Annotated in this window: 30 protein-coding genes; 24 read left to right on the plus strand and 6 right to left on the minus strand. The window is 59.7% G+C overall.

The window, feature by feature from the left end; translation table 11 throughout:
- Position 1 precedes the first annotated feature (1 nt).
- Positions 2–1,009, minus strand: coding sequence for a GTP 3',8-cyclase MoaA (moaA, locus tag ACR3E7_RS02430; protein WP_480503135.1), 1,008 nt, complete (start codon positions 1,007–1,009; stop codon positions 2–4).
- A gap of 90 nt (positions 1,010–1,099) precedes the next feature.
- Between moaA and ACR3E7_RS02435 the strand changes: the two genes are divergently transcribed.
- Complete coding sequence (locus ACR3E7_RS02435; RefSeq protein ID WP_170788357.1) at positions 1,100–1,522, plus strand: hypothetical protein; 423 nt, start codon at positions 1,100–1,102, stop codon at positions 1,520–1,522.
- Here ACR3E7_RS02435 and ACR3E7_RS02440 read toward each other — a convergent pair.
- The 3 genes from ACR3E7_RS02440 to glmU are packed head-to-tail and all read right to left on the minus strand — an operon-like array spanning position 1,510 to position 5,375.
- A complete protein-coding gene (locus ACR3E7_RS02440) occupies positions 1,510–2,202 on the minus strand; it encodes a DNA alkylation repair protein (protein ID WP_480503134.1) in 693 nt (230 codons plus the stop codon). The genes ACR3E7_RS02435 and ACR3E7_RS02440 overlap by 13 nt on opposite strands.
- Entirely contained in the window at positions 2,199–4,019 is a 1,821-nt protein-coding gene (gene glmS, locus ACR3E7_RS02445) for a glutamine--fructose-6-phosphate transaminase (isomerizing) (RefSeq protein WP_480503133.1), read from the minus strand. The genes ACR3E7_RS02440 and glmS overlap by 4 nt, the downstream gene beginning before the upstream one ends.
- Before the next feature lie 3 nt (positions 4,020–4,022).
- Positions 4,023–5,375 carry a bifunctional UDP-N-acetylglucosamine diphosphorylase/glucosamine-1-phosphate N-acetyltransferase GlmU gene (gene glmU, locus ACR3E7_RS02450; RefSeq protein ID WP_480503132.1) on the minus strand — a complete coding sequence of 451 codons (1,353 nt, stop codon included), beginning with the start codon at positions 5,373–5,375 and terminating at the stop codon, positions 4,023–4,025.
- Positions 5,376–5,509: 134 nt separating this feature from the next.
- Here glmU and ACR3E7_RS02455 point away from each other — a divergent pair, with 134 nt between their 5' ends.
- A complete protein-coding gene (locus ACR3E7_RS02455) occupies positions 5,510–6,181 on the plus strand; it encodes an HAD-IA family hydrolase (protein WP_170352600.1) in 672 nt (223 codons plus the stop codon).
- Between the two features lie 39 nt (positions 6,182–6,220).
- The gene (locus ACR3E7_RS02460; protein ID WP_170788361.1) at positions 6,221–7,411 is read left to right on the plus strand and encodes a DegT/DnrJ/EryC1/StrS family aminotransferase; all 1,191 of its coding nucleotides are present in this window, start codon (positions 6,221–6,223) and stop codon (positions 7,409–7,411) included.
- A gap of 6 nt (positions 7,412–7,417) precedes the next feature.
- Here the strand turns inward: ACR3E7_RS02460 and ACR3E7_RS02465 are convergent, their stop codons facing one another.
- Positions 7,418–8,485, minus strand: a complete 1,068-nt coding sequence (locus ACR3E7_RS02465; RefSeq protein WP_480503131.1) for a Hint domain-containing protein — start codon at positions 8,483–8,485, stop codon at positions 7,418–7,420.
- 207 nt (positions 8,486–8,692) lie between these two features.
- On the opposite strand from ACR3E7_RS02465, the gene ACR3E7_RS02470 reads away from it, so the two are divergent.
- On the plus strand, positions 8,693–9,856 hold the full coding sequence (locus ACR3E7_RS02470) for an isovaleryl-CoA dehydrogenase (protein ID WP_170769257.1): 1,164 nt from the start codon (positions 8,693–8,695) through the stop codon (positions 9,854–9,856).
- A gap of 44 nt (positions 9,857–9,900) precedes the next feature.
- Here the strand turns inward: ACR3E7_RS02470 and ACR3E7_RS02475 are convergent, their stop codons facing one another.
- Entirely contained in the window at positions 9,901–10,506 is a 606-nt protein-coding gene (locus tag ACR3E7_RS02475) for an OmpW/AlkL family protein (protein ID WP_170769258.1), read from the minus strand.
- Between the two features lie 137 nt (positions 10,507–10,643).
- Between ACR3E7_RS02475 and ACR3E7_RS02480 the strand changes: the two genes are divergently transcribed.
- From ACR3E7_RS02480 to ACR3E7_RS02575, 20 genes are all read left to right on the plus strand, one after another.
- Complete coding sequence (locus ACR3E7_RS02480; protein ID WP_480503130.1) at positions 10,644–12,170, plus strand: AMP-binding protein; 1,527 nt, start codon at positions 10,644–10,646, stop codon at positions 12,168–12,170.
- Positions 12,167–12,643 (plus strand): hypothetical protein, encoded by a 477-nt coding sequence (locus ACR3E7_RS02485; RefSeq protein WP_480503129.1) that lies wholly within the window; start codon positions 12,167–12,169, stop codon positions 12,641–12,643. The genes ACR3E7_RS02480 and ACR3E7_RS02485 overlap by 4 nt, the downstream gene beginning before the upstream one ends.
- Complete coding sequence (locus tag ACR3E7_RS02490; RefSeq protein ID WP_480503128.1) at positions 12,640–14,244, plus strand: carboxyl transferase domain-containing protein; 1,605 nt, start codon at positions 12,640–12,642, stop codon at positions 14,242–14,244. Before ACR3E7_RS02485 ends, ACR3E7_RS02490 begins: the two co-directional genes overlap by 4 nt.
- 1 nt (position 14,245) lies before the next feature.
- Positions 14,246–14,668, plus strand: coding sequence for an ASCH domain-containing protein (locus tag ACR3E7_RS02495; RefSeq protein ID WP_480503127.1), 423 nt, complete (start codon positions 14,246–14,248; stop codon positions 14,666–14,668).
- A 3-nt stretch (positions 14,669–14,671) separates the two neighbouring features.
- Positions 14,672–16,600, plus strand: a complete 1,929-nt coding sequence (locus ACR3E7_RS02500; RefSeq protein WP_480503126.1) for an acetyl/propionyl/methylcrotonyl-CoA carboxylase subunit alpha — start codon at positions 14,672–14,674, stop codon at positions 16,598–16,600.
- A gap of 59 nt (positions 16,601–16,659) precedes the next feature.
- Positions 16,660–17,514: a hydroxymethylglutaryl-CoA lyase gene (locus ACR3E7_RS02505; RefSeq protein ID WP_480503124.1), complete on the plus strand. Its 855-nt coding sequence runs from the start codon at positions 16,660–16,662 to the stop codon at positions 17,512–17,514.
- 3 nt (positions 17,515–17,517) lie between these two features.
- Entirely contained in the window at positions 17,518–18,306 is a 789-nt protein-coding gene (locus ACR3E7_RS02510; RefSeq protein ID WP_480503123.1) for a crotonase/enoyl-CoA hydratase family protein, read from the plus strand.
- Between the two features lie 188 nt (positions 18,307–18,494).
- Complete coding sequence (locus tag ACR3E7_RS02515; protein WP_050602775.1) at positions 18,495–18,860, plus strand: NADH-quinone oxidoreductase subunit A; 366 nt, start codon at positions 18,495–18,497, stop codon at positions 18,858–18,860.
- Positions 18,851–19,384 carry a NuoB/complex I 20 kDa subunit family protein gene (locus ACR3E7_RS02520; protein WP_037307875.1) on the plus strand — a complete coding sequence of 178 codons (534 nt, stop codon included), beginning with the start codon at positions 18,851–18,853 and terminating at the stop codon, positions 19,382–19,384. Before ACR3E7_RS02515 ends, ACR3E7_RS02520 begins: the two co-directional genes overlap by 10 nt.
- Complete coding sequence (locus ACR3E7_RS02525) at positions 19,381–19,707, plus strand: antibiotic biosynthesis monooxygenase (RefSeq protein ID WP_480503121.1); 327 nt, start codon at positions 19,381–19,383, stop codon at positions 19,705–19,707. The genes ACR3E7_RS02520 and ACR3E7_RS02525 overlap by 4 nt, the downstream gene beginning before the upstream one ends.
- A complete protein-coding gene (locus ACR3E7_RS02530) occupies positions 19,700–20,299 on the plus strand; it encodes an NADH-quinone oxidoreductase subunit C (protein WP_170769267.1) in 600 nt (199 codons plus the stop codon). The genes ACR3E7_RS02525 and ACR3E7_RS02530 overlap by 8 nt, the downstream gene beginning before the upstream one ends.
- 5 nt (positions 20,300–20,304) lie before the next feature.
- Complete coding sequence (locus ACR3E7_RS02535; RefSeq protein ID WP_170784206.1) at positions 20,305–20,481, plus strand: hypothetical protein; 177 nt, start codon at positions 20,305–20,307, stop codon at positions 20,479–20,481.
- Position 20,482: 1 nt separating this feature from the next.
- On the plus strand, positions 20,483–20,605 hold the full coding sequence (locus ACR3E7_RS02540; RefSeq protein ID WP_257599041.1) for a hypothetical protein: 123 nt from the start codon (positions 20,483–20,485) through the stop codon (positions 20,603–20,605).
- A complete protein-coding gene (locus tag ACR3E7_RS02545; RefSeq protein WP_170352614.1) occupies positions 20,605–21,828 on the plus strand; it encodes an NADH-quinone oxidoreductase subunit D in 1,224 nt (407 codons plus the stop codon). Before ACR3E7_RS02540 ends, ACR3E7_RS02545 begins: the two co-directional genes overlap by 1 nt.
- On the plus strand, positions 21,828–22,934 hold the full coding sequence (nuoE, locus tag ACR3E7_RS02550; protein WP_480503120.1) for an NADH-quinone oxidoreductase subunit NuoE: 1,107 nt from the start codon (positions 21,828–21,830) through the stop codon (positions 22,932–22,934). The genes ACR3E7_RS02545 and nuoE overlap by 1 nt, the downstream gene beginning before the upstream one ends.
- 30 nt (positions 22,935–22,964) lie before the next feature.
- On the plus strand, positions 22,965–23,183 hold the full coding sequence (locus ACR3E7_RS02555; RefSeq protein ID WP_480503119.1) for a DUF5337 domain-containing protein: 219 nt from the start codon (positions 22,965–22,967) through the stop codon (positions 23,181–23,183).
- A 12-nt stretch (positions 23,184–23,195) separates the two neighbouring features.
- Positions 23,196–24,494 carry an NADH-quinone oxidoreductase subunit NuoF gene (gene nuoF / locus ACR3E7_RS02560; RefSeq protein ID WP_480503118.1) on the plus strand — a complete coding sequence of 433 codons (1,299 nt, stop codon included), beginning with the start codon at positions 23,196–23,198 and terminating at the stop codon, positions 24,492–24,494.
- Between the two features lie 2 nt (positions 24,495–24,496).
- Positions 24,497–24,913, plus strand: a complete 417-nt coding sequence (locus tag ACR3E7_RS02565) for an MAPEG family protein (protein ID WP_480503117.1) — start codon at positions 24,497–24,499, stop codon at positions 24,911–24,913.
- Positions 24,913–25,296 (plus strand): hypothetical protein, encoded by a 384-nt coding sequence (locus tag ACR3E7_RS02570; RefSeq protein ID WP_480503116.1) that lies wholly within the window; start codon positions 24,913–24,915, stop codon positions 25,294–25,296. Before ACR3E7_RS02565 ends, ACR3E7_RS02570 begins: the two co-directional genes overlap by 1 nt.
- Positions 25,297–25,394: 98 nt before the next feature.
- A complete protein-coding gene (locus tag ACR3E7_RS02575; RefSeq protein ID WP_170769274.1) occupies positions 25,395–25,799 on the plus strand; it encodes a DUF5333 domain-containing protein in 405 nt (134 codons plus the stop codon).
- Positions 25,800–25,802 lie beyond the last annotated feature (3 nt).

Raw genomic sequence — 25,802 nt, forward strand, 5'->3', positions numbered from 1 at the left:
GTCAGCCGCCTGTGTGGCTCATGTGGCGGCTCATTTTGCCATCCACCGACTGGCGGGAATAGTCGAAATCATGCCCCCTGGGCTTGAGGTCGATTGCGGCTCGGATCGCCTCTTCCAGCGGTTGCTCGGTGTCGGGATGGTCGCGCAGCGCACCGCGCAGGTCTGCCATATCCTCTTGCCCGAGGCACATATACAGCTCACCGGTGCAGGTCAGGCGCACGCGATTGCAGCTTTCGCAGAAATTGTGCGACAGTGGCGTGATGAAGCCGATCTTTTGGTCTGTCTCTTCCAGACGGACATAGCGCGCGGGTCCACCGGTGCGTTCGGCCAGGTCGGACACTGTGTAGTGGTTTTCGTATTCCTTGCGCACATCTTTCAGTGACCAGTATTGGTCCAACCGGTCTTCGTTGCCGATATCCCCCATGGGCATCACCTCGATCCAGGTCAGGTCCATGTCGCGTTCGGCACACCATTTTGTGATCGTGGGGAGCTCTTCTTCGTTGAAGCCTTTCAACGCAACCGCATTGATTTTGATCCGCAACCCGGCCTTTTGCGCCGCATCAATTCCGTTCAGAACTTGCTTGAGACGTCCCCAGCGGGTGATCTGAGCGAATTTGTCCTCGTCCAGCGTATCCAGCGAGATATTCACCCGCCGTACGCCAGCGGCGTAGAGGTCATCGGCAAAGCGATGCAGTTGTGATCCGTTGGTGGTCAGCGTCAGCTCTTTCAACGCGCCGCTGTCCAGATGCCGGGTCATGGCGTTAAAAAACGTTATGATATTGCGGCGTACCAGCGGCTCGCCCCCGGTGATCCGTAACTTTTCTACGCCCATGTTCACAAAGGTCGAACACATGCGGTCCAATTCTTCCAGCGTCAGCAGGTCCTTTTTGGGCAGGAACTTCATGTCCTCGGACATGCAGTAGACACAGCGGAAATCGCAGCGGTCCGTGACGGAGACGCGGAGATAGGTGATGGCGCGAGCGAACGGGTCGATAAGTGGAGCAGTCATGCGACATAGGTAAAGCGCCACCCGCCCTGCGACAAGGGCGAACTGTGCTTTGCGCTGGTACAGATGCGCGCACGGCAGTAGGGTTTGGGCATGAGATATGCGCTTTTGCTATGCTGTATTCTGGTCGCGGGGTGCGATGCAGTCCGATCGACCACGGATCGAGTGTTCAACCGGGGTGAACCGGCTGCCGCACCCGAGCCCGAAGAGGCTGTGGTTGAAGAGGTTGCCGAACCCGAACCGGCCCCAGCAACCGCTGCCGGTTGGATTGGGGCCAAGACCACGATTGCCAGCTTGGGCGATCCGACGACGCCGGGGCGCTGGATGCAGACACCTCTGGTCGAGACGGAATTTACCGGGCGGGTGCTTGTACCCCGTACTGGCGCGCAGGCTTATATCACGCTGGTTCCCGCTCCGGGGCCCGAAGGCGGGGGGAGCCGCCTGTCGCTGGACGCGATGCGAGAGCTGTTGTTGCCCTTTGATGAACTGGTCGAGCTAGAAGTCTACTCCAACTGATCTTTCAGGTACTTGCCTGCTTCGCGGCGGGCAAAGGGTTTCATCGCCGAGCCATGCGTTTGCAAAAAGGCGATGACGCGCGGTGCGTCGTGCTTGGACAATTCGCGCAGCCACCACGCGATAGATTTCTGGATGAACCAATCACGGTCAGGCACATAGCCCGCAGCCCAGCCCAGAATCCGATCCCGGTGTTTCAGGTCGTCTGGTTTGGGATGGTTCTGTTTGGTCCAAGGCAGGGTAGCGACCAAAGCCGCGCGACGGGTCCACATGTGGTCGGATGTCGTCCAGCGTTCGACCTGATCCAACCGCGCAGGATCGGCGGACAGGCGTTTCTGCATTGCCATACAGGCGTGGTCGGCAACGGCCCAGGCGTCGAAATCGGGCAGCCAGCTTTGCAGCAGATCCCATGCCGCTTCATCTGGCCGGATGCGTGCCTGCGTCAGCAGCTTGGCGGAGGCGATGCGCGCCTCATGAATATTCGTCTGCCAAAGCGCACCTGACAGAGCAACGCGGTCCGGCACATCCAGCTCTTGCCGCCAGCTTTTGGTCAGATCATTCAGAACCGGATTGGGCACTCCCAGATAAGCGCGGTCCACCTTGTGATAGGCGGCGGCCTGCTGCGCGCGCTCGGCATCCGCGTGCGCCTTGATCTGGTCCAGATAGACGGCGGCTTGTATCATTCGACCGTGACGGATTTCGCCAGATTGCGCGGCTGATCCACATCGGTGCCCTTTGCGACCGCCGTGTGATAGGCCAGCAACTGCGCCGGAACCGAATAGAGGATCGGTGCAAGGCTGGGATGGATATGGGGCATGCGAATAGTGCTTTGAACCCCGTCCTTGGCCTCGGCGATGCCGTCGTCGTCGGAAACGAGGATCACCTTGCCTTTACGTGCCATCACCTCTTGCATGTTCGACACCGTCTTGTCGAAAACCGCATCGCGCGGAGCCATCACCACGACGGGCATATGCTTGTCGATCAGGGCGATGGGCCCATGTTTCAGCTCACCCGATGCATAACCTTCGGCGTGTATATAACTGATTTCTTTCAGTTTCAGCGCGCCTTCCATTGCCAGTGGAAACATGAGGCCGCGACCCAGAAACAAAACGTCGCGCGCCTCGGACAGGCGTTGGGCAGCGGCGCGGATGGCATCGTTTTGCTCCAGCGCTGTGTTCAGCACAGATGGCAGGCCACGCAAGGCGGCGGCGTGATCAGCCATTTGCTCGGGTGTCAGAGTGCCTCGGTCGGCAGCGGCCTTCAGCGCCAGCATCAGTAGCACGCTGAGCTGACAGGTGAAGGCTTTGGTCGAGGCAACGCCGATCTCGACCCCAGCGTGGATGGGCAGCGCGATGTCGCTTTCCCGCGCGATCGAGCTTTCGGGGACGTTGACGACCGAAACGATCTTGTCGGCCTTGCCCTCGCAATAGCGCAGCGCGGCCAGCGTGTCGGCTGTCTCGCCCGACTGGCTGACGAACAAGGCCGCCGTACGACCGGGAATGGGCGGTTCGCGGTAGCGAAACTCGCTGGCGATATCGACCTCGACAGGGATCTTGGCCAGTTGCTCGAACCAGTATTTCGCGGTCAGACAGGCATAAAAAGCGGTGCCGCAGGCGACCATAGTTAGGCGGTCCAGCTTGGTGAAATCCAAATTGCCGGGCAGGGTGATCTCATCCCCGCCCGTGCGCAGATAGGATCGGATCGCCTCGGCCACCACAACGGGTTGTTCGGCGATTTCTTTGGCCATGAAATGCTTGTGTCCGCCCTTGTCGGCGCGGGATTGGTCGATCTTGATCTGGCGGAGCTCACGATTGACCAACTCACCGGCTTCGTTACGGATCTCCAGCGAGGTGCGGGTTAGTACCGCGCGGTCACCCTCTTCTAGATAGGTGATGCGGTCGGTTAGCGGGGCCAGTGCGATGGCGTCCGAACCTACGTACATCTCGCCATCCCCGTGACCGACGGCCAGCGGAGAGCCCTTGCGCGCCGCCACGATCAAATCGTCCTGACCGTCGAAAAGGAACGCCAGCGCAAAAGCACCCTCAAGCCGGTCGATGGTTTTGAACGCGGCCTCAACCGGTGAGAGGCCAGACTTTAGGTAATGCTCAGCCATCAGAGCCACGGTTTCGGTGTCGGTTTCGGTTACGAAACCCACTCCATGCTCGGCCAGCTCAGCCCGTAGCTCGCGGTAATTTTCGACGATCCCATTGTGCACCACGGCCACAGGGCCCGCCTGATGCGGGTGCGCATTGGTCACCGAGGGCACGCCGTGTGTGGCCCAGCGGGTATGGCCGATACCAGATTTACCGGGCAGGGGGTCATGTACCAGCAAATCGCTGAGGTTCACCAGCTTGCCTACGGCCCGTCTGCGTCCTAACGCTCCGTTGTTCACGGTCGCAATCCCGGCGCTGTCATAGCCGCGATATTCAAGACGCTTCAGCGCCTCGACCAGAATGGGGGCAACCTCGTGTTCGCCCAAAACGCCTACGATACCACACATGGGTCAGGCTCCTTTGTCGCGGCGAGCCTTTTTCGCCTTGAGCATTTCAAAAAGTTTGCGCGCATAGCCGGGTTTGTTGTCCTGCTTGGCCCGTGCTACGGCCAGAGCGTCGGGCTCGACGTCGCGCGTGACCACCGTGCCGGTCGCCGTCATCGCGCCGTCACCCACGGTCACGGGGGCAACCAGCATGGTGTTTGATCCGATGAACACATTCTCACCAATCGTGGTCTTGTGCTTCATCACCCCGTCATAGTTGCAGGTGATCGTACCCGCTCCGATATTTGTTGCCGCACCAACAGAGGCATCCCCGATATAGCTGAGGTGGTTGACCTTAGCCCCTTCGGCGACCTCGGCATTCTTGATTTCGACGAAATTCCCGATGCGCGTGTTCTCGGCCAGTTCAGTGCCGGGGCGCAGGCGGGCATAGGGGCCGACGATAGCTCCGCGGCTGACATGGCAGCCTTCCAGATGCGAAAACGCCCGGATCGTCGCGCCACTTTCGACGGTAACGCCGGGGCCGAAGACCACGTTGGGTTCGATCACCGTGTCCCTTCCGATGATCGTATCGGCGGCCAGATAGACGGTTTCCGGAGCCATCAAGGTTACGCCCAGATCCAGCAGGTCTGCGCGGGCGCGAGCCTGGAATACCGCATCAGCAGCGGCCAGATCAGCGCGCGAGTTGACGCCTAGCGTCTGCGCCTCGTCACAGGCAACAGCGGTGACTTTCAGATCCCGGCTGCGGGCGATCTCGACCACGTCAGTCAGGTAGTATTCCTCGGACGCGTTGTCATTGCCTACCGCGTCGATCAACGAGAGCAAGGTTAGTGCGTCACAGGCCAAAAGCCCAGAGTTACAGAAACTTATCGCGCGTTCCTCATCCGAGGCGTCCTTGTATTCTACGATCCGTTCCAGCGTGTCTCCCTGCATGACCAGACGGCCATAGCGGGCGGGATCGGCAGCCTCGAACCCCAGAATGACCAAATCATTCTGTGCGCGTGCCTCGATCATCCGTTCCAGCGTGTCAGGCTGCAAAAACGGCGTGTCACCGTAAAGGACCACCACGTCGCCTTCGAACCCCTCCAGCGCGGCGCGGGCCTGGGCGACGGCATGGGCGGTGCCCAACTGTTCCTCTTGTACGGCAATCTGCGCGGTCTCATCCTCGGCTGTGGCGACCTTGGCAACGGCCTCGGAGCCGTGGCCGGTGATAATCACCGTGCGTTCGGGCGACAGCACGGCCCCGGCGCGCATGGCGTGGACCAGCATCGGAGCTTGCGCGATGGGATGCAGAACTTTGGGGATATCCGAATTCATCCGGGTGCCTTTTCCGGCGGCGAGGATGACAAGGGCGGTGCTCATGAATTCGTTTTCTCTTTGTGTTTTGTTGGCGACCGTTTTATCCGCTGGGGGCAAAGGCGCAAGCGGTTCGGGCATCAAACTAGATTGCCGTTTGCAACACGACGTGGCGAAAACCCGCCGAGGCAGGAGGCTTTATGCGTACCGTAATCTTCGATCTGGATGGAACTTTGGCGGATACATCCGGCGATCTGCTAGAGGCCGCGAACCATTGTTTTCGTCATATGGGCCATGGCGACGTGCTGATCCACGGGCAGGACGCGGGCGTCGCGCTGCGGGGTGGCCGGATGATGTTGACCCACGGGTTAAAGCGCGTTGGAGCATTCGAAGAGCAGACCATTTCGGACTATTACCCGATGTTGCTGGAGGCCTATGCGCAGGCCATCGACACCCATACCACCTTTTATCCCGGCGCGTTGGACGCGGTCGAGGCGCTGAAAGCGGCCGGTTACGGCGTGGGCATCTGCACCAACAAGCCCGAGGCGCTGGCGCATCAGTTGCTGTCACAGATGGGAGTGCGGGATCAGTTCGCCGCTCTGGTCGGGGCGGATACGTTGCCCGTGCGCAAACCCGACCCCGAACCGCTGCGCGAGGCTGCGCGGCGGGCAGGTGGTCATCCCGACCTGTGTGTTCTGATCGGCGACTCCGATACCGACCGGAACACGGCAAAGGCGGCGGGTGTGCCGTCGGTTCTGGTCACATTCGGCCCGTCTGGTGACGACATGGCCGCGCTGGAGCCCGAGGCGTTGCTGCATCATTTCGATGATCTGCCCCGCGTGGTCGAGGGGTTGATCGGTGCGGCGGCTTAGTCTCTTGACCCAAGCGGGCGTGAGGACCAGAACAGAGCCATGACCGAGATATTCACTGGCAGCTTCACCCAGCAGGAACCCATCCCCGAAGAGGCGGTCGAGGCCGCGCTCGCTGTACTGCGCCATGGGCGGTTGCACCGATATAACGTGGTGCCCGGAGAACTGGGCGAAACCGCGCTGCTGGAGCAGGAATTCGCGGCGCAGATGGGGGCGAAATACTGTCTGGCGGTATCCTCGGGCGGATATGCGCTGGCCACGGCCCTGCGCGCCGTTGGGGTGCAGCCGGGTGATCCGGTGCTGACCAATGCTTTCACGCTGGCGCCGGTGCCGGGGTCAATCGCCTCGGTCGGGGCGAGGCCTGTGTTCGTGGGCGTGACCGAAGGGTTGGTGGTTGATCTGGACGATCTTGAAGCCAAGCTGGATCAGGCGCGAGTGCTGATGCTCAGCCATATGCGCGGGCATCTGTGCGACATGGACCGGCTGATGCAGATGTGCGACGCCGCAGGAGTGATCGTGATCGAGGACTGCGCCCATACGATGGGGGCAGCGTGGCGCGGGCAATTGTCGGGGCGGCAGGGGGCCATTGGGTGTTATTCCTGCCAGACCTACAAGCATGTGAACTCGGGTGAGGGCGGCTTGCTGGTCACCGATGATGAGGAACTTGCAGCGAAGGCGACGATGTTGTCGGGCTCGTATATGCTGTACGAACGTCATCTGGCCGCACCGGGGCCAGAGGTGTTTGAGCGGATCAAATATAACACCCCCAATGTCTCGGGCAGGATGGATAACCTGCGGGCGGCGATCCTGCGGCCTCAACTGCGGGATCTGGACCAGCAGGTTTCGCGCTGGAACGAACGCTATGCTGAGATCGAAGATGGTCTGCGCGACACGCCCGGCCTAACTATTGTCGAACGGCCCGAAGGTGAGACCTATGTGGGCTCTTCCATTCAATTCCTCTTGCTGGATTGGTCGCCCGAGCGTATCGCCGAGGTGATCCACCGCTGTGCTGCGCGTGGGGTCGAGTTGAAGTGGTTCGGTGGGGCCGAGCCCACTGGTTTTACCTCGCGATACGACAGTTGGCGCTATGCGGATAGTGCGCCTTTGCCTGCCAGTGACCGGGTGCTGGCGGGGATCATGGATATGCGGGTGCCGCTGACATTCTCGCTGGAAGATTGCCGCCTTATTGCGCGGATCATCCGGGCCGAGGTTGGCGCGGTCTATCAATCCTGACCAGCGCTAATGCGCGCGCTGGTCCAGCGGGTGTTTGTTGTTTTTACCCAGACGCTCGACAAACCGTTTTTGCTGTTTGATCTGCGGGATGGTCTGCTGCGAGGTTGACGGGGTGACGGCTGTCAGGCCCGGGAACAGCAGGTGGAGCTCCTCCAACGCCTCGGCAGATAGGGCTGACAGAGACATCGGCGACAGCAACATGCTTTCACTGGGGGCGCCGTTCGCAAATACAATTTCATGGTCATCGAAAAGCAGATGGAAATAAGTCGTCGCACACGCCTGCGCCTCGACTTCTACCTCTGGCAGGGCGGTCAGCCGAATGGCTGAGATCAGAACTTCGCGCGCGCCAAACATACGTTCTGCCACGGGCGACGAGGCCTGCATCCGGTGCTGTCGTGACACCAACAAATCCGTATGCGGCATCCCTTGTCCAAGCGCACCTTTGGCAATGCGGATCGGAAGCAGCTTGGGTTCAGCCGTCATCTCGGCCTTGGAAACATGTCGCCGCCCGACCCATTTCAAAGCTTTGGCCCCCGATTGCGTCATCACCAGATCGCCGGCCTTCAACTGTTCGACGGGGATTTCACCATGTTCTGTGTCGATCAGCGTTCCCTGACAGAAACAGATCAGAAGCGAGATGTTGTCGACAATCGCGCCAAGGCTGTCATCGACGCCGATTTCGGTGAATCGCAGCGTGTAGTCACCCGCCTCGGGGAAATCGACGTCTATGGTGATTGTTGTGAAGCTGGCCTCAGTTGGCAGAACGGTCATGGTTGAAATCACGATGCCGTCGCTGTCCACGATTTCGACCGTGAACCCATCGGTGCCCGCGTTACCCAACGAGGCTGTGCGCAATGCTGTATCGAATTCCAAAATACCCGAATGCGCATCGTCCAGCGTAAACGTCTGTTCCAAAACGGTGGTGAAACCCGAGCGGCCATCCAATTCTGAAACCAGATTCCTTGAACCATTTCCAAGGAAGGCAAACTCGGGGTTGATTTCCACGTCGGTGCCCGACCAGTTCGAGCGGCCGCTGCTGAAATCTCCGTTAATAATCACATTCGTCGGGGCCATGGGGTCTGCTTTCTAAATGATTTTCGACTCAACGCATGTCGGCGAGACCCTATTGGCTCAGCGCCGGGACGACAATGTGTTGAAATCGTGAAGATACTCTGAATCCGAGGTTTTTTTGAGTGATTGCGCCAGGTTCTTGACGTCCGCGCTTGTCCGTGTCAAATTATTTGAACAAGTGTTCATTAATCCAGTTGGAGGAAGTCGGGGATGTTCACGGCCACAATGCAGTTCGATCTGGGTGAAGATGTGAATGCCCTGCGGGAGATGGTTCATCGCTGGGCGCAGGAGCGGGTCAAACCGAAGGCTGCCGAGGTCGACAAATCCAACGCCTTTCCCAATGACTTATGGCGCGAGATGGGTGATCTGGGGATGTTGGGTATTACCGTACCCGAGGAATATGGCGGAGCGGGGATGTCCTATCTGGCCCATACCGTCGCAGTTGAAGAGGTGGCGCGGGCTTCGGCCTCGGTTTCGTTGTCATATGGGGCGCATTCAAATCTATGCGTCAACCAGATCAAGCTGAATGGGACGGACGAACAGAAAGCAAAATACCTGCCGCGACTTGTCTCGGGTGAACATGTTGGCGCGCTGGCCATGTCCGAGGCCGGAGCCGGATCGGATGTTGTGTCAATGAAGCTGCGCGCCGAAAAACGCAACGACCATTACCGGCTGAATGGCAGCAAATACTGGATCACCAATGGGCCGGACGCGGATACTCTGGTCGTCTATGCCAAAACCGACCCGGAGGCGGGATCGCGCGGAATCACCGCTTTTTTGATCGAGAAAGAGATGACCGGGTTTTCGACATCCCCGCATTTCGACAAGCTAGGGATGCGTGGGTCAAACACGGCCGAGCTGATCTTTGAAGATGTCGAGGTTCCGTTCGAAAACGTGTTGGGCGAGGAGGGCAAGGGCGTCGCGGTTTTGATGTCGGGTCTGGATTATGAACGCGTGGTGCTGGCCGGGATCGGCACCGGTATCATGGCTGCCTGTCTTGATGAGATCATGCCCTATCTGGCCGAGCGCAAGCAATTCGGCAAACCTATCGGGTCGTTCCAGCTGATGCAGGGCAAGATCGCCGATATGTATACAGCGATGAACTCGGCGCGGGCCTATGTCTATGAGGTCGCCAAAGCCTGTGATCGGGGGGATGTGACACGGCAGGACGCGGCGGCATGTTGCCTCTATGCGTCCGAGGCGGCGATGACGCAGGCGCATCAGGCGGTGCAGGCGATGGGCGGGGCAGGGTTCCTGTCGGATTCTGCCGTCAGCCGGATTTTCCGCGATGCGAAGCTGATGGAGATCGGTGCAGGCACCAGCGAAATCCGCAGGATGCTGATTGGCCGTGAGTTGATGAGTGAGATGTCGTGACGAAAAACGCCCCGCAACAGGATGCGGGGCGCAGAAGTGTTGGATCAGAAACGATGGACGTAGGAAACGCCAATCAGCCAGGGGTCGATCTCGGCTTCGCCGATATCGGCACCATCAAGCGACACGTCCGAGTCGATGTCGAACCAGCGCACGTTCAGACGTACGGCACCTTGTTCAGTGATGGCGTAGTCCAGACCGGCTTGCAACGCGAGTCCGACCGAGTTGTCCAGCTCAAGATCGCCCAAGGCAGAGCTTTCATCAAAGAAGATCGTGTAGTTGATGCCGGCACCGACATAGGGTTTCCAGGCGGTGCCTGTGTCGAAGTGGTAGTTCAACGACAGGGTGGGCGGCAGATGCTTGAGGCTGCCTGCGTCGACGCTGCCCCCCAGCGTGACTTCATGGCTGAACGGGGTTGCAGCCAGCAGCTCGATGCCCAGATTGTCGCGGACAAAGTATTCAACGGTGAAGATTGCGCTGACGTCGGAATCGACTTCGGCGTCCAGACCGGCCAGCGTACCGTTATCGGATTTGGGCTCCAGATACCCCGCACCGATACCAACGGTCCAGTCACCCTGGTTCTGAGCAAGAACAGGAGAAGCAAGCGCCACAAGCGCAGTGGAAAGTGTCAAAGCGGCGAGTTTTTTGGTCATGTCATGGCCTCTGAATGTTTTGATGCTTCGGTTTTGCATCAACCGACCCCTGCCAACTCTGATCTGTGTCAAGTTTCTGTGACAGTTGGGGTGCGCGCGAAGAGGAAAAAATATCTTTGAATCAGGAGGTTCAAGCCATGTGTCCCGCTAGAAACATACCAGGTATGCTGGGTGTGGGTGGCTGGGATGTGCCAGACCGACTCAATATGGCGGCGCAATGTCTGGCGCAGCCGCATGATCAGGTTGCAGTCGTTGATCTGACACGCGATGCGCGAAAGGACATAACGTTCCGGGATCTTGCGCGGATGACGGATGGCATTGGGCAGGTGTTGCAACAACGGATCAGGCCCGGTGATCGGGTCGGTGTATTGCTTAGTCAGTCGTCTTGGTGTGCGGCGGCGCATCTGGCGATCTGGAAACTGGGCGCGATCTCGGTGCCTTTGTTCAAGCTGTTCCAACACGATGCGCTGGCGTCACGCGCGGGCGACGCCGGGGTGCAAGTTGCGCTGACGGATGCCGAGGGGCAGACGCTGCTGAGTGGGTTGGCGGATCCGCTGCGTGTCGACCAAATCGCGCCGTCGGATCAGACGCTACCCTTTGCCGATACCGGCCCCGAGGATCCGGCAGTGCTGATCTATACCTCGGGCACCACTGGCAGCCCCAAGGGCGCGCTGCACGGGCATCGGGTGCTGACCGGCCATCTGCCCGGCGTGTCGATCAGCCATAACCATCTGCGCGACGGCGATTGCCTGTGGACCCCCGCCGACTGGGCGTGGATCGGTGGGCTGTTTGACGTGCTGATGCCAGGTCTGGCGCTGGGCATTCCGGTGGTCGCTGCGCGGCTTGAGAAGTTCACGCCCGAGGCCTGCGCCGATGTGGTCGCGCGCGGCGGGGTGCGCAACGTTTTCTTTCCGCCCACCGCGCTGCGGATGTTGAAAGCGGCGGATCAGGCCATCCCCGGCCTGCGCTCGGTTGCCTCGGGCGGTGAGCCTCTGGGGGCCGAGATGCTGGCCTGGGGGCAAAAGGCATTCGGCCTGACGATCAACGAATTCTACGGGCAAACCGAATGCAACATGGTCGTGTCCTCCTGCGCGCAGGATTTCCCGGTGCGCCCCGGCTGTATCGGAAAACCGGTGCCGGGGCATGACGTGGCGGTGATCGACGAGACGGGGAACCCGACCAGTGAAGAGGGCGACGTTGCCATCCGGCGCGGCTCGGCCTCGATGCTGTTGGAGTATTGGAACCGGCCCGAGGAGACCGCGCAGAAGTTCCGCGGCGACTGGCTGATCACCGGAGATCGTGGCGTGTGGGAAGGCGACTACCTGCGTTTCGTGGGCCGCGATGATGACGTGATTACGTCCGCCGGATACCGTATCGGCCCGGCAGAGATCGAGGACTGCCTGCTAACCCACCCGGCGGTCGCAACAGTTGGCGTCGTCGGCAAACCCGACAAGCTGCGGACCGAGATCGTGAAGGCTTATGTGGTGCTGAAACCGGGGGTCGAGGTCTCGGGTGCGGAGTTGCAGGACTGGGTCAAGGACCGTCTGGCGCAGTATTCCTACCCGCGCGAGGTGGCGTTTCTGGAAGAATTGCCGATGACGGTGACGGGGAAGGTTATTCGGAAAAAGTTAAAGGCGCGAGCGGCGGGGGAGGTCGGAGAATGAAATATTTGATGTTTGTCCTTTCTCTTACCTTTGCAAATGTTTGCTCAGCGCAAGCAGACAGCTCGGGCAATCCGATCAGTGTTTTGGAATGGTTGGACGGTTGCGCGCTACTAACCCAACCTGACAATGGAATGACCATGGATACCAACTGTATCAGTATCGCCGTCGACTATTGTACAATTGGCCGCATCGTTGAAGAACGAGTTCAATGCATTGTCGAACTTTCCAAGCATGTCGACGCGCTTTCGACTGAAATTCAGAACACTGTGCCTAACAGTATTGGCGAGCCAGGCACAGCGGCGCGCATCTATGAGCGAAGATATTTCCAATTGGTCGAAGGGGTTTTCGATGTTTGCGACGCGTCTCCTAGTGAAGAAATTCCCCCAGACACATGGTGCGAAATGTACCTGAACGCTGGGGACTGGGTGCAATGGCGACACTTGCAAAGATTTGCAGAGGGGGCAGCTCAATGAAACTCACATCCAAAGCCATGCCCGCCTCAGAAGGCTTCAAAGCAAACCGAGCGGCCCATATCGACGCGTTGGCGCAAATCGCTGACGCCGCCGAAGCTGCCCGTATGGGCGGGGGTGAGAAATCTCGCGCGCGTCATGAATCCCGTGGCAAGATGCTGCCGCGTCGTCGGGTGGCGAACCTGCTGGATGCGGGGTCTCCGTTTCTGGAAATCGGCGCGACGGCGGCGCATGGGATGTATGGCGACGCTGCACCTTGTGCCGGTGTGATTGCGGGGATTGGTCGGGTGCAGGGGCGCGACGTGATGGTGGTGTGCAACGACGCCACCGTGAAGGGCGGCACCTACTATCCAATGAGCGTCAAGAAACACCTGCGGGCACAGGAGATTGCCGAGGAAAACCATCTGCCCTGCATCTATCTGGTCGATAGCGGCGGTGCGAACCTGCCCAATCAGGATGAGGTGTTCCCCGACCGCGATCACTTTGGCCGCATCTTCTATAATCAGGCTCGGATGAGCGCCAAGGGGATTGCCCAGATCGCGGTAGTGATGGGGTCGTGCACGGCAGGCGGGGCTTATGTGCCCGCGATGTCGGATGTGACGATCATCGTCAAGGAACAGGGCACGATCTTTCTGGCCGGTCCGCCTCTGGTCAAGGCCGCAACGGGCGAGGTGGTCAGCGCCGAGGATCTGGGCGGTGGTGACGTACATACGCGTCTGTCCGGCGTGGCGGACTATCTGGCCGAGGATGATGCGCATGCGCTGGCTTTGGCGCGCCGAGCCGTAGGGTCGCTGAACCTGCGCAAACCGCAGACGGTGGATTGGGCCAACCCTGAGGACCCGGCCTATGACCCAGAGGAAATCCTCGGGGTTGTGCCTGCCGATCTGCGCACGCCCTATGATATCCGCGAGGTGATTGCGCGGCTGGTCGATGGCTCGCGCTTCGATGAGTTCAAGCCGCGCTTCGGGGAAACGCTGGTAACCGGCTTTGCTCATGTTAAAGGCTGCCCCGTCGGGATCATCGCCAACAACGGCGTGCTGTTTTCCGAGGCAGCGCAAAAGGGTGCGCATTTTGTCGAGCTGTGTTCTCAGCGTCGCATCCCGCTGGTGTTCCTGCAGAACATCACCGGGTTCATGGTTGGCCGCAAATACGAAAACGAGGGCATCGCGCGGCACGGGGCCAAGATGGTGACGGCGGTGGCGACGACCTCGGTGCCGAAGGTCACAATGTTGGTGGGAGGCTCGTTCGGCGCGGGGAACTACGGCATGGCAGGGCGGGCGTATCAGCCGCGTTTTCTGTGGACCTGGCCGAATTCCCGGATTTCGGTGATGGGCGGCGAGCAGGCCGCAGGCGTTCTGGCCACCGTGAAACGCGACGGGATCGAGCGGCAGGGCGGTACCTGGTCGGCCGAGGAAGAGGCTGAATTCAAACGCCCGACCTTAGACATGTTCGAAGAGCAATCGCACCCGCTCTATGCCTCGGCGCGGCTCTGGGATGACGGCATCATCGACCCGCGCAAATCGCGCGATGTGTTGGCCTTGTCGCTGAGTGCGGCGTTGAATGCTCCGATCGAGGAGACACGCTTTGGCGTGTTCAGGATGTAAAATGGTCGATCTGGAAAAACTGAAATCACGCTACCCCGGCGCGCAGACCTTCAAGTTCGGAGACAATGCAACGCTAAGCGCCGAGTTGTTGGCGTTGGTGCGCGCAGGAAAGAAAACCGCGACCTGCGGCGCGTTGCGGGATTACCCCGAGGGCAGTGCGGACACGCCGGTTGTAGGGCGCAGGGACATCGCTTTGGAATGGGACGACCGACCGGCGCTGGTGATCGAAACGGTCGAAGTTTCGATCTGCCGCTATTGCAATGTGACCGAGGAGTTTGCGTTGGCCGAAGGCGAGAATGAGACGCTTGAGGGGTGGCGCGAAGATCACCGCCGGTACTTTGAACGAAATGGCGGGTTCGAGCCCGAGATGGAGCTGCTCTGCGAGCGGTTCCGGTTGGTCGAAGATCTGACGGTTGAGGGGTAAGTCATGTTCACCAAAATCCTGATTGCCAACCGGGGTGAGATTGCTTGTCGGGTGATCGAGACCGCCCAGAAGATGGGTGTGGCCTGCGTTGCGGTCTATTCTGATGTGGACGCCTCGGCCAAGCATGTGCAGATGGCGGACGAGGCAGTGCATATCGGTGGTGCGGCCCCGGCGGAGAGTTATCTGAAGGGCGACACGATCATTCAGGCGGCGCTCGACACCGGAGCGCAGGCGATCCATCCGGGCTACGGGTTTCTGTCTGAGAACCCGGATTTTGTGGATGCGGTCGAGGCGGCTGGGCTGACCTTTATCGGTCCCTCAGCCGAGGCGATCCGCAAGATGGGCCTCAAGGATGCTGCCAAAGTCTTGATGGAACAGGCGGGCGTGCCTGTGGTGCCCGGCTATCATGGCGACAATCAGGACCCGGAGCATTTGGCCGGTGCCGCGGACACAATCGGCTACCCTGTTCTCATCAAAGCTGTTGCAGGTGGCGGCGGAAAGGGTATGCGGCTGGTTGAACGTGCCGAAGATTTCGCAGACGCGCTGCACAGTGCGCGAGGCGAGGCGAGCACGGCCTTTGGCAACGACGCCGTTCTGGTCGAGAAATTCGTCTCCAAACCGCGCCATATCGAGGTGCAGGTTTTCGGCGACGGCACCCATGCGGTTCATCTGTTCGAACGCGATTGCTCGTTGCAGCGGCGCCACCAGAAGGTGATCGAAGAGGCTCCGGCACCCGGTATGACGGCTGAAATGCGCGAAGCGATGGGGCAGGCCGGTGTACGCGCCGCCGAGGCGATTGGCTATAAGGGCGCGGGTACGGTTGAATTCATCGTTGATGCCTCGGACGGGCTGCGGCCGGATCGGTTCTGGTTCATGGAGATGAATACCCGCCTGCAGGTGGAACATCCTGTGACCGAGGCGATTACCGGGGTTGATCTGGTGGAATGGCAGTTGCGCGTGGCCGCGGGCGAGACGCTGCCGAAACAGCAGGGTGACCTTTCTATCTCGGGTCACGCGTTCGAGGCGCGGCTGTATGCCGAGGACGTGCCCAAAGGCTTTCTGCCTGCGACAGGAACGTTGACGCATCTGCATTTCCCGGCGCTCTGCCGGGCGGACAGCGGTGTGCGGGCAGGAGATACGATCAGTCCGTGGTATGACCCAATGATCGCAAAAGTCATCGTCCACGGCCCTACGCGCGACATTGCGCTGGAACAGTTACACCGTGCTTTGCAGCAGACAGAGGTTGCGGGCACCGTGACAAACCTCGCCTTTCTGGGCGCGCTGACTCGGCATCAGGGGTTCGCATCCGGCGATGTGGACACCGGCCTGATCGGGCGTGATCTGGATGGGTTGGTTCAGACCTCGGCAACCTCAACGCGTGCCGCAGTTGCGGCGGCCATGACCGCTGCGGGTTTGGTGGGCACATCCGAGGATACAGGATTCTCCCTGTGGGCGCCTCTGCATCGTGCCGTTCAGCTTATGGCGGATGATGTGATTGATCTGGATGCGCAGGTCGAAGGACCGAACCGGCAGGTCTGGCACATCGGCGACGAGACGATTCTGGCCGAACGCACCGCGGGGAACTGGACTATCGGTGGTGCAGCTATGCCGCGCGTTTCAGTCGCTGGTTCCAAGATCACGGTATTCGAGGGTTATGGCCAGGTGTTCGAGATGATCGACCCGCTGGACCGCGATACCAGCGCCATTGGCAATACAAATGTGATCGAGGCTCCGATGCCCGGTCTGGTCAAGGCGGTCTTTGCGCAGTCTGGGCAGGCTGTGGCCGAGGGCGACCGGTTGGCCATCCTTGAGGCTATGAAGATGGAGCATTCGTTGCTGGCAGCCCGCGATGGCGTCGTGGCCGAAGTGCTGGTCGAGGCGGGCGCTCAGGTCGAGGCCGGGGCCGCACTGGTCCGGCTGGAGGAGGAATGACCTGTTCCTGCCGCCTTAGCCGTGGCACAGTTGGATCAACAGCTTAGCGGAGGAGTAAGATGGGCGATCGGGTCGAGATATTCGAAGTGGGGCCGCGGGACGGGCTGCAGAATGAACAGCGGGAAATCCCGGTAGCGGAAAAGATCGCTCTGGTGGATTGCCTCAGCCGCGCCGGGTTCAACCGGATCGAGGTGGCCAGCTTTGTCTCGCCCAAATGGGTGCCGCAGATGGCAGGTAGTGCCGAGGTGCTGGCCGGGATCAGCCGGGCCGATGGAATCCGCTATGCTGCGCTGACACCGAATATGCGTGGATATGAGGACGCGTTGGCCGCTAAAGCGGATGAGATTGCAGTGTTTGCCTCGGCGTCCGAGGGGTTCTCGAAGGCCAATATCAACGCGACGATTGCAGAATCCATCGAACGCTTCACCCCGATCCTTGAGGCCGCGCGCCATATCGACCTGCCGGTGCGGGGCTATGTGTCCTGCGTGACCGACTGCCCCTATGACGGTCCGACCTCGCCCGAAAAGGTGGCAGAGGTGGCCGACACATTGTTCGCGTTGGGCTGCTATGAGATCTCGCTGGGCGACACGATCGGGCAGGGGACGCCTGACACAATCGCTCATATGCTTCTGGCCGTGCGCGAACGGGTGCCTGTGACGCGTTTGTCGGGGCATTTTCATGACACCACGGGACGTGCCATCGACAATATCGACGCAGCTCTGGCGCTTGGTGTGCGGACATTCGATTCGGCGGTCGGCGGTCTGGGAGGGTGCCCTTATGCGCCGGGGGCGGCTGGCAATGTAGCGACCGAAGCGGTTGTCGCTCATCTGGAACGATTGGGGTATGAGACGGGCATTGACATGGCCACAGTAGAAGAAGCCGCGCAGATGGCGCGCGCCATGCGGGCGGAGTGAGGGATGTTCGAAACGATCTCGGTTACGTCGGATGCGCGTTGTGTTGCCACTCTGACGCTGAGCCGCCCAGAAAAACACAATGCCATGTCGGCGCAAATGATTTCCGAACTGACGCAGGCGGCTGCGCAGTTGGGGGCAGACGACGCAGTTCGGGTGGTCGTTCTGACCGGCGCGGGCAAAAGCTTCTGCGCCGGAGGTGATCTGGGCTGGATGCAGGCGCAGATGGCGGCTGACCCCGAAACCCGTTTCGTTGAAGCACGCAAACTGGCCGAGATGTTGCAGGCCTTGAACACGATGCCCAAACCGTTGATCGGGGCGGTGCAGGGAAACGCATTCGGAGGCGGGGTCGGACTGGCCTCGGTCTGCGATGTCGCCATTGGAGTTGATACGCTTAAGATGGGGCTGACCGAAACCCGGTTGGGTCTGATCCCGGCCACCATTGGCCCTTATGTAATCTCCCGTATGGGCGCGGCGCGCGCACGACGCGTCTTCATGTCGGCGCGCCTGTTCGATGCCGCCGAAGCCGTTCAGCTTGGGCTGTTGGCCAAGACCGCCTCGGTAGATGATCTGGCCGATGCGGTTGAGGCCGAAGTTGCCCCCTATCTGTCCTGTGCGCCTGGCGCGGTCGCCTCGGCCAAGGCGCTGGTGCGTGATCTGGGACCGCGGATTGACGACACCGTGATCGACCAGACCATCCGCGCCTTGGTGGACCGGTGGGAAACCGATGAAGCGCAGGAGGGAATCGCCGCCTTTTTCGAGAAACGAAAAGCTGCATGGATTGAAAAGGTTTAGCTGATAGTCCCAATCCAGCGGGGCGGGGAATCGCCGTGGTGAACCAACCCGTATTGGCAAGCGGATATTTCGCGCCCTGCGCGTTTGTGTTCGGTTGACCCTCTGACCCCGCAGGGATAGAGAATGTCCAGTCAACTCGCCAATTGACGGCGCACCCTTTGGGGGTATGCGCAGGAAAGGAGCTATTCGTGGAAGACCTGCTGCGGGAGTACCTCCCGATTCTGGTGTTTCTGGCCGTTGCCGTAGGCCTTGGGATCGTCCTGATTCTGGCCGCTGTGGTTTTGGCTGTCCGCAATCCCGACCCTGAAAAGGTCAGCGCATATGAATGTGGCTTCAACGCCTTTGACGATGCGCGGATGAAGTTCGATGTCCGGTTCTATCTGGTCTCGATTCTGTTCATCATCTTCGATCTGGAAATCGCCTTCCTGTTCCCTTGGGCCGTCGGCTTCAAAGACATCAGCGATGTGGGCTTCTGGTCCATGATGGTGTTTTTGGGCGTTCTGACCATTGGCTTTGCCTATGAATGGAAGAAAGGGGCCTTGGAATGGGAGTGATGACGGGCGCAAACACCGCCGGCGTCGATAAAGAAGTCGCCACCCAGGCCCTGAATGCGGAATTGCAGGACAAGGGTTTTCTGCTGACCTCGACCGAGGACATCATCAACTGGGCGCGTACCGGGTCTTTGCACTGGATGACATTCGGTTTGGCTTGCTGCGCGGTTGAGATGATGCATACCTCGATGCCGCGCTACGATGCGGAACGTTTTGGTATCGCGCCGCGCGCCTCCCCGCGTCAGTCCGACGTGATGATCGTGGCCGGGACGCTGACCAACAAGATGGCCCCCGCGCTGCGCAAGGTCTATGACCAGATGCCCGAGCCGCGTTATGTCATCTCGATGGGGTCCTGCGCCAATGGGGGCGGGTACTACCACTATTCCTATTCCGTTGTGCGCGGTTGCGACCGCATCGTTCCGGTGGATATCTACGTGCCCGGTTGCCCTCCGACCGCCGAGGCGCTGCTTTATGGTCTGATGCAATTGCAACGCAAAATCCGCCGAACGGGGACGATTGTCCGATGAGTGGTGCTGTCGTCAGGCGCTGGGAAGCCGTTGTCGCTCGGGAGGATGTTCCGGGCTGGGTTGAGACATTTCGTACCCGTGCTTTGCCCGGAATGCGCACCTTGAACGGGTTCCTGTCAGTTTCCTTCTTGGTCAGACGCGAGCAGGACCCTTGCCACATCGTCGTGCTGACAAAATGGCGCGATATGGCGGCTATTGTGGCTTACGCAGGCCAAAACGCCGAAAAGACGGTCATGCCTGATTTTATGGCGAAGTTTTTCAAGTCATACGATGCCGAAGCAACGTTTTATGACGAAGTTCTTCAGGAGGGACGCGATGAGTGAAGCTCTCAAAGAACTCGGCGCGCAGCTTGAGCTGAAGCGGGCCGATTGTGTTCTGTCCTGGGATGTGACCCATGGCGAACTGAACGTGGATGTGGCCCCGTCGAATCTTGTGGAATTCGTGGAGTTCCTGCGGACGGACCAGAACTGCAAATTCTCGTCTCTGGTTGATATCACCGGCGTCGATTACCCCGAACGGGCCAAGCGGTTCGATGTGGTTTATCACTTCTTGTCGATGTACCAGAACCAGCGCATTCGCCTGCGGGTTTCGGTGCGCGAAGAGGATATGGTGCCTTCGATCGTGGATGTTCACCCCTCGGCCAACTGGTTCGAACGTGAGGTGTTCGACATGTTCGGCATCCTGTTCTCGGGTCACCCCGACCTGCGGCGGATCCTGACTGACTATGGTTTCCGCGGCTATCCGCTGCGCAAGGATTTCCCGACGACGGGCTATACCGAGGTTCGCTATGACGAGGCTGAAAAGCGTGTCGTATACGAACCGGTTAGCCTAGTGCAGGAATACCGGCAATTCGATTTCATGTCCCCTTGGGAAGGTGCGAATTACATCCTACCAGGGGATGAAAAACAGGAGTAGCCATCATGTTTGAGTTCCTGATCTGGATAGTTCTGGTGGTCGTAACGATCGTACCGATGATCAAGCTGCTGCCGCATTTCGGGATCAACAAGAACTGGGCGTTTGCCTGCGTTATCTCTCCGGCTGTGATTGTCCTGTTGTGGATGATGGCCATGAAACTGCAAGAGATGGAGCGACGCTGACATGATGGGCGAACTGATCATTTTGGGCGCTTTGGGCGTCTTGCTTGCAGGGGCTGCAGCCAAGGCGGCTGAGGCCGAAAAGGTCCGCGTTCGGGCCGAGGCAAAGAAGAAACGAGGGCGTTGATGGACGGCTCAAGATACGATGACGGCAGCACGGACGCGCTGAGCGGAGAACAGAAGATCCGCAACTTCAACATTAACTTCGGTCCGCAACACCCAGCAGCGCACGGAGTTTTGCGCCTTGTGCTTGAGCTGGACGGCGAGATTGTCGAACGCTGCGACCCGCATATCGGTCTGCTGCACCGTGGCACCGAAAAGCTGATGGAAAGCCGGACGTATCTGCAAAACCTGCCGTATTTCGACCGTCTGGACTACGTGGCGCCGATGAACCAGGAACATGCCTGGTGTCTGGCCATTGAAAAACTAACCGGGGTTGAGGTGCCGCGCCGGGGTTCGCTGATCCGGGTTTTGTATTCCGAGATCGGGCGCATCCTGAACCACCTGCTGAACGTGACCACGCAGGCGATGGACGTTGGCGCGCTGACGCCGCCGCTCTGGGGGTTTGAAGAACGCGAAAAGCTGATGGTGTTCTATGAGCGCGCCTGTGGTGCCCGCTTGCACGCCGCCTATTTTCGACCCGGGGGCGTCCATCAGGACCTGCCGCCGGAATTGCTGGATGATATCGAGGCGTGGAGCCACGAATTCCCCGCCGTTTTGGACGACATCGACGGCCTGTTGACCGAAAACCGCATCTTCAAGCAGCGCAACGCCGATATTGGCGTGGTGACCGAGGATGACATTCAGAAATACGGTTTCTCGGGCGTGATGGTCCGTGGCTCGGGTCTGGCATGGGATTTGCGCCGCGCGCAGCCCTATGAATGCTATGATGAGTTCGAATTCCAGATCCCCGTCGGTAAGAATGGCGACTGCTACGACCGCTATCTGGTGCGCATGGAGGAAATGCGTCAGTCGCTGTTGATCATCCGTCAGGCCATCGCCAAAATCCGCGAATGCCCCGGTGACGTGCTGGCACGCGGAAAGATCACCCCGCCGAAACGCTCGGACATGAAGACCTCGATGGAGAGCCTGATCCATCACTTCAAGCTTTATACCGAGGGCTTCCACGTCCCTGCAGGCGAGGTCTATGCCGCCGTCGAAGCCCCTAAAGGTGAGTTCGGCGTCTATCTGGTGGCCGACGGCACCAACAAACCCTACCGCGCCAAACTGCGCGCGCCGGGCTTCCTGCACCTGCAAGCCATGGACCACGTCGCCGGAGGGCACCAACTGGCCGACGTCGCCGCCATCATCGGCACCATGGATGTCGTATTTGGAGAGATTGACCGCTAATGCTCCGCCGTCTTCACCCCGAACAACCCGATGCTTTCGCCTTCACTGCTGACAACCAGCAATGGGCCGAAGCACAGATCACCAAATACCCCGAGGGTCGCCAGGCCAGCGCGGTGATCCCGCTGCTGTGGCGCGCGCAAGAGCAGGAGGGGTGGCTGTCCCGTCCGGCGATTGAATCCGTCGCCGACATGCTGGGCATGGCCTATATCCGCGTGCTTGAGGTCGCCTCGTTCTATTTCATGTTCCAACTGCAACCGGTTGGATCGGTGGCGCATATCCAGGTGTGCGGCACGACGTCCTGCATGATCTGCGGGGCCGAGGACTTGATCACGGTCTGCAAGGAAAAGATCGCGGCCAAGCCGCACGCGCTGTCCGCCGATGGCAAGCTGAGCTGGGAAGAGGTTGAATGCCTCGGCTCTTGCACCAACGCGCCGATGGCGCAGATCGGCAAGGATTACTACGAAGACCTAACCGCCGAGAGCTTTGGTAAGATCATTGATGATCTGGCGGCGGGCAAGGTGCCGACACCGGGCCCACAGAACGGGCGTTACGCGGCTGAACCGCTCAGCGGCCTCAGCAGCCTGGTGGAATACGAGGCGGGCAAGCCTGAACACAATGCCAGTGTTGAACTGGCGACTGATTTGAGCGACACCGTCAAGCGCATCGACGGGACCGAAGTTCCGATCCTGACCCCGTGGTTGGGCAAGGATGGCAAGACGGCGGCAAGCAAATCGGCCCCGAAACCTCCGAAGGAAGGCGCGACGCCGAAACCTGCCGTGAAGCAGGCTGAAGAGGCGAAGGCCAAAGCGGCGGATGAGGACCAGCCCGAAACGCTAACCGCAGCGCGCGGTGGCAAGGCCGATGATCTGAAGATGCTGAAAGGTGTCGGGCCGAAGCTGGAAGAAAAGCTGAACGATCTGGGCGTCTACCACTATGACCAGATCGCGAATTGGACTGCTGGGAATATCGCTTGGGTCGACGCTCGGTTGAAGTTCAGGGGGCGGATTGAACGCGATGGCTGGGTTGCGCAGGCAACCAGTCTGGCTGCGGGAGAAGAGACCGATTTTGCCAAACGTGCCAAGGAAGACGGCACTTACGAGGATTAAGCGGGTGCCCATACGGGGCATCGGGATGAGATGGACAAAGACAAGGAACAGGCCATAGCCCGAAAGGGCCGTCACATCGGCATTGTCATCGCTGCGACGATGGTGCTGTGGCTTGCCATGTCTTTTGTCGGTCCGCAGTTGGGGCTGCCGGGCCGTTATGCGCTGCTGTTTGATTTTGCCGCTCTGGCAGGATTCATCTATGCGGGCATCAACATTTTTCAACTCTGGCGCATGCGCCAGGACAGCTGAAGGTAACACGCGATGCTGAAGGATCAGGACCGGATCTTTACCAACATCTACGGGATGCATGAGCGCACATTGCGGGGCGCACAGGCGCGCGGGCATTGGGACGGCACGGCGGGCCTGATCGATAAAGGCCGCGACTGGATCATCCAGACGATGAAGGACTCGGGCCTGCGGGGGCGTGGCGGGGCGGGCTTTCCGACAGGTCTGAAATGGTCGTTCATGCCCAAGGAAAGCGACGGTCGTCCGGCCTATCTGGTTGTGAATGCGGATGAATCCGAGCCCGGCACCTGCAAAGACCGAGAGATCATGCGCCATGATCCGCACACGCTGATCGAGGGTTGTCTGATCGCCTCTTTCGCGATGAATGCACATACTTGCTACATCTATCTGCGCGGCGAATACATTCGCGAGCGTGAGGCGCTGCAGGCGGCGATTGATGAAGCCTACGACGCTGGTCTGCTGGGCAAGAACGCCGCCGGTTCGGGCTGGGATTTCGACCTGTTCCTGCATCACGGGGCCGGGGCCTATATCTGTGGTGAGGAAACCGCCCTGATCGAAAGCCTTGAGGGCAAGAAGGGCATGCCGCGGATGAAACCTCCGTTCCCGGCGGGCGCAGGCCTCTATGGCTGCCCAACGACCGTGAACAATGTGGAATCGATTGCCGTTGTGCCGACGATCCTGCGCCGAGGCGCGGATTGGTTTGCGGGCTTTGGCCGTCAGAACAACGCGGGCACCAAGCTTTTTGCGATCTCGGGCCATGTGAACAACCCCTGCGTCGTCGAAGAGGCGATGTCGATCTCGTTCGAAGAGCTGATCGAGACCCATTGCGGCGGTATTCGCGGCGGCTGGGATAATTTGCTGGCGGTGATTCCGGGTGGCTCGTCTGTTCCTTGCGTGCGCGGTGAAAACATGCGCGACGCGATCATGGATTTCGATTACCTGCGCAACGACCTGGGCTCGGGCCTGGGAACGGCGGCGGTGATCGTGATGGACAAATCCACCGATATCATCAAGGCAATCTGGCGGCTGTCGAAGTTCTACAAGCACGAAAGCTGTGGCCAGTGTACGCCGTGCCGCGAAGGCACCGGCTGGATGATGCGCGTGATGGATCGTCTGGTGCGCGGTGAGGCTGAGCTGGAAGAGATCGACATTCTGTTCGATGTGACCAAACAGGTCGAAGGCCACACAATCTGCGCCTTGGGCGACGCGGCTGCTTGGCCGATCCAGGGTCTGATCCGCAATTTCCGCGAAGAGATCGAGGATCGCATCAAAGCGCAAAAATCCGGTCGCAGCGGCGCGATGGCGGCGGAATAACCATGGACGTCTTCGCAGAATACGACCACGCAATTGCCTCGGTAGTGGTTTTCACCCTGGTGGTGCTTTTCATGGCTCCGTTCACGGCACTGGCAAAGACGGCCAAGGGGCTGGCACCGGGGGCTACACCGTCGCAAGACTATGCAGATAAGGCCTATCGACTGAACCGAGCCTATTTGAACGGGACGGAAACCCTGCCTGCTTTTGCAGCGGTGGTTGTGGCAGCGGTTCTGATGGGGGTCAGCCCGCTCTGGGTGAACCTACTGGCGTCGATCGCACTGGTTGCGCGACTTGCGATGTTGGTCGTGCATATTCGTGGAATCGGAAAGCCAAACAGTGGGTTGCGTTCGGTTCTTTATGTGTTGGGGTGGGTCTGCATGTTCGTGACGGGCTTGATGGCACTGGTGGCGGCGTTCTGATGCAGCAGGTAGATTTTTCATCTGTAAGAAAACGCGCGCGCCCCTCCTTGGGTTTTGCGATCATCGCTTTGATGCTGGTGCCGGCCTGCGGCGTTATCACGCCGTCCTCACAGCGTGTGGCCTTTGACGGTCACTTCTTCAAAACCAAGGTCAAGCAGGTGGACAAAAAGGCCTCGCCTACGGATTTTACCGTCCTGGTAAACGACGTCTCGACCTCGCTGGATGGCGCGCGCGCGGCAGCACAGCATGAGGCTATCAAGTTCTGCATTGCCAATTTTGGCTCGTCCCGTATCGACTGGGCCGTGGGGCCGTTTACAGAGACGGAAAAACTGCGCATCAGCGATGACAAGATCACCTTTATCGGGCGGTGCCGTCGTCCATGACGCGATTTTCCGCATATCACGCAGGGTTGCGCGACTTGTTATTGCATAGCGCAGCGCACACCGGTCGTCTTGGGTTTCCCAAGACGAAAGGATCTGTGATGTCTGGAATGAAGATGCTGACCTTGGCCGCCGTGCTGACCCTGCCGGTCTCAGCGGATGCCAAACCGCCTTTGCGCGAGGTCAAAGAGATCGACGATCAGCTTTACTATATCGCGATCGCAAATGAGATTTCCGAGATTTGCCCCACCGTCAGTGGGCGACGGCTCAAGGCGATTGGCGTGTTGTGGGATCTTCGGTCGAAAGCGAACAAACTGGGGTACTCGGACAAGGAAATCCGGGCGTATATCGAATCCGATGCTGAAAAAGACCGGATGCGCGCCAAGGGCGAGGCGTATCTGGCGCAGCAGGGGGTGACGTATGACTCTCCTGAAACATTCTGCTCGTTGGGGCAGAAGGAAATCGAAAGAAACAGCGCCATTGGCGTTTATTTGAGGGCGAACTAGACC

The sequence above is a fragment of the Ruegeria sp. BK1 genome (genome assembly GCF_056535645.1).